3 protein-coding genes and 2 pseudogenes are annotated in these 3,570 nt (G+C 57.3%); 1 reads left to right on the forward strand and 4 read right to left on the reverse strand.

Annotation, left to right across the window (positions count from 1 at the left end):
• The 4 genes and pseudogenes from hemW to BBW68_RS08815 all read right to left on the reverse strand — a co-directional run.
• Positions 1–812: radical SAM family heme chaperone HemW (hemW, locus tag BBW68_RS08800; RefSeq protein ID WP_070135036.1), on the reverse strand; the 812-nt coding region annotated here is incomplete at its 3' end.
• A pseudogene (gene rdgB, locus BBW68_RS08805) lies at positions 805–1,433 on the reverse strand (RdgB/HAM1 family non-canonical purine NTP pyrophosphatase). The pseudogene rdgB and the gene hemW, both read right to left, overlap by 8 nt.
• Positions 1,434–1,585: 152 nt before the next feature.
• Positions 1,586–2,125, reverse strand: a complete 540-nt coding sequence (locus BBW68_RS08810) for a YggT family protein (protein WP_070135038.1) — start codon at positions 2,123–2,125, stop codon at positions 1,586–1,588.
• An 8-nt stretch (positions 2,126–2,133) separates the two neighbouring features.
• Positions 2,134–2,847, reverse strand: a complete 714-nt coding sequence (locus tag BBW68_RS08815; RefSeq protein ID WP_070135042.1) for a YggS family pyridoxal phosphate-dependent enzyme — start codon at positions 2,845–2,847, stop codon at positions 2,134–2,136.
• Between the two features lie 15 nt (positions 2,848–2,862).
• Between BBW68_RS08815 and BBW68_RS20320 the strand changes: the two are divergent.
• Positions 2,863–3,570, forward strand: a pseudogene (locus BBW68_RS20320) (type IV pilus twitching motility protein PilT); the annotation flags it as partial.

Consider the following 3,570-nt stretch of genomic DNA (forward strand, 5'->3'; position numbering starts at 1 on the left):
TTACCGTGCGCGCCGCAGCCGATGCCGAGGTAATCGCCAAAGCGCCAGTAGTTAAGGTTGTGCTTGCAGCGGTAGTCCGGTTTGGCATAGGCCGAAGTCTCATACTGCTGATAACCGGCGGCGCTCAGCAGCTGATGCCCCTGCTCGAAAATATCCCACAGATCGTCTTCATCCCGCAGGCGCGGCGGTCGTGAGGCGAACAGCGTGTTCGGTTCAATGGTCAGTTGATACCAAGACAGGTGCGGTGGGTTGAGGGCGATTGCCTGGCGTAAATCGTCCAGCGCTTCGGCCAGCGACTGATCCGGCAGGCCGTGCATCAAGTCGAGGTTAAAGCTGCTCAGACCGAGTTCTTCCGCCAGCCTAGCGGCATGTTCTGCCTCTTCGGGACCATGAATGCGCCCCAGCCGCTCCAGCTTGGCGGCGCTGAAGCTCTGCACGCCAATCGAGATGCGGTTGATGCCCGCACGCTGATAGGCGCTGAAGCGGTCAGCTTCCACGGCGCCGGGGTTGGCTTCCATGGTGATTTCAGCCGTTGGCGACAGCGGCAGGCGCGCCTGCACACCGTCCAGCAGCATCTGCATGGCTTCGCTGCTCAGCAGGCTCGGGGTACCGCCACCAATGAAGATGGTACTGACTTCGCGTCTGCCGCCGGTCGGCGGCAGGTCGATATCCAGATCGTTCAGCAGATGCTGCGCGTACTCCTCGTGCGGCACCTCGCTTTGTAACGCATGGGAGTTGAAATCGCAGTACGGGCATTTCTGTACGCACCACGGAATGTGGATATACAGGCTTAACGGGGGCAGCTTAACCATTTTTCATGGCATCCAGCAGCAGGCTTAACGCTTTACCACGATGAGAAACCGCACGCTTTTCGTCCTTTGTCAGCTCTGCCGCCGTTTTCCCTGACTCGGGCATGGTGATGGAGGTGAGGATCATAATCCCGCCTATGGATAGAAGATCGGGTCATAGCCAAATTCACTCTGGCCTGCTTCAGCGCGCGTGATTTCACCTTCCCAGCTGCCATGGAATACCAACGGGATTGGGTCTTCAGCGTGGCGCATATAGACCAGCACGCAGTGGAACTGCTCCTGACGCTGACCATCCGGCACCGAATCCAGCGTGACCAGCAGCTTGTCGAGATTCTGCTGGTCGCTGGCGTCAAGGCCCGCGTAGCGCGCCGAGTAAATACCTGGTGCGCCGCCGAGCGCATCGACCGCCAGACCAGATTCATCGGCAATCGCTGGCAGGCCGGTGACAGCTGCCGCGTGGCGCGCTTTAAGGATGGCATTCTCAATAAAGGTCAGGCCGGTATCTTCGGCTGACTCCACGCCCAGTTCCGTCTGCGCCACGATCTCAAGGCCAAACACGACCAGCAGGTCAGATAGTTCACGAACTTTACCGTGGTTGCCGGTGGCGAGTACGACTTTTTGCATATTTAATCCACAACAAAAAAGATACATATAACCGAGAATTTTGCCCTACAGGAAAGCGGCAACCGAGTGAATCCCCGGGAGTTTACTGTAGTAAGTGACCGGGGTTCGCGAGGGCAGCCAATGCACCTGTGAGGTAAAAGGCGACGGTTAGATTAAAACTGTGCCCAACCTAAGATGTACTCTAATCCTAAGAAGTTTAGCATATAGAGGACCAGGATTACCGCCATCGCTGAGAAATCGATGCCGCCAATCGCCGGAATAATGCGGCGTACCGGGGCCATTAACGGTTCGGTTAGCTGGATCAGCACATAGTCAACCGGGTTGCGCCCTTGGCTTATCCAGCTCATCAGTGAGCGCACGATGATCACCCAGAACACCAGCACTCCGGCGGCTTTCACCAAGATCACTAGGCCGAAGTAGAGGAAGATCGGATCCTTCACGAACAGGCGCAGAAGCACAGGACCCAGCAGTACGCTGACGATATACGCAATCAGCAGGGAAGCGCTATCCAGCGGCCCGATAGAAGGGATAATGCGTCGTAGCGGTTTTACCACCGGCTGAGTGATTTTCACCACAAACTGTGAGAACGGGTTGTAGAAGTCGCAGCGTGCCCACTGCATCCAGATGCGTAGTAACAACACTTTGATATAAATCGCCATCACGGTTGTTACCAGAAAGATCAACGCTAGCATGAGGTTCCTCAGTTGTTGTGATTAGCAGCGGCCTGACCGTAGTCGCGCGCGCCGAAAATTGCAGTGCCAATACGCACCATGGTACTGCCCGCCGCGATAGCAGCAGCCATATCGTCACTCATTCCCAGCGATAGCGTGTCGACGCCGGGGTAATCCTGTTGCAGCTGCTTAAAAGCCTGCGCCATCTGCTGACATACCGCCAGCTGGCGGGCGTAGTCGCTTTCCGGCGCCGGGATTGCCATCAGCCCGCGCAGTTTCAGGCGCGGCATTTCCGCTATCTGCTGAGCAAGCGCAGGCAGGTCAGCCAGCATAATGCCTGCTTTACTCTGTTCGTCACTGATATTTACCTGAATCAGAACATTCAGTGCGGCTAACCCTGCCGGACGCTGGTCGTTAAGGCGGCTAGCAATGCGAAAACGGTCAACGGTATGGCACCAGTCAAAGTACTCCGCCACCAGACGACTCTTATTGGATTGCAGCGGACCAATAAAGTGCCAAGTGAGTGCGGGATTAGCCAGCAGGTGGATTTTATCCACTCCTTCCTGCACGTAGTTTTCGCCGAAGCAGCGCTGCCCGGCAGCCATCGCTTCTTCGATCGCGCTCGCGGGTTTGGTCTTGCTCACTGCAAGCAGAGTAATCTCTTTCAGATCGCGCCCGCACTGTGCTGCTGCCGCTGAGATCCGCAGCTGGACTCGCTGTAAGTTGTGCTCAATCGAAGTCATAGTCAGGGAAAAAATATGGATATTGAAGAAATTGTGGCCCTTAGTGTAAAGCATAATGCAGGCGATCTGCACCTTTGCAGTGGCCATTATCCCTTCTGGCGCTGTAATGGTCGCCTTGAGCTCATTGAGGCAGAGGGTGAAGGGGTAGTGACTGGAAAGCTTTGCCTTGCGCTGGCTGAGCACAGCACTAAGAGCTGGCGCGCAGCGGGCAGGTGGATTTTTCCCTGACTTTGCCGGATGGCGTGCGGCTGCGCGCCAACCTGTTTCGCCAGCGCTGTGGCCTGTCGCTGGCGCTGCGCCTGATTGCCAGCCACTGTCCGCCGCTGGGGGCGGTGCTGATCGTCGGTGCGACAGGGAGCGGCAAGTCGACTACGCTGGCGGTGCTGATTGCGGCGATGAATCAGCGGCGACGGCGGAATATCCTGACGCTGGAGGACCCGTTCGAGTTTCTGCACAGCAGCGCGCAGTTGCTGATCCAGCAGCGTGAAATGGGGCAGCACTTTACCCGCTTTGCTGATGGGCTGCGCGATGTCGAAACAATCCAGCTGGCGCTGAGACAGGGCACCTAGTGCTGGCAACGCTGCACACCCGCGGTGCCGCTCAGGCGGTAGAGCAGCTGGTGGATGTATTTCCGGGCAGCGAAAAGATATGGTATCCAGCCAGCTGGCGGGCAGTTTAGAACGTGGTGCCCTTACAGGGCGAGCTCGCCGTTCCGGTGCTTTG

This window comes from Candidatus Erwinia dacicola (assembly GCF_001756855.1).
Classification (GTDB): domain Bacteria; phylum Pseudomonadota; class Gammaproteobacteria; order Enterobacterales; family Enterobacteriaceae; genus Erwinia; species Erwinia dacicola.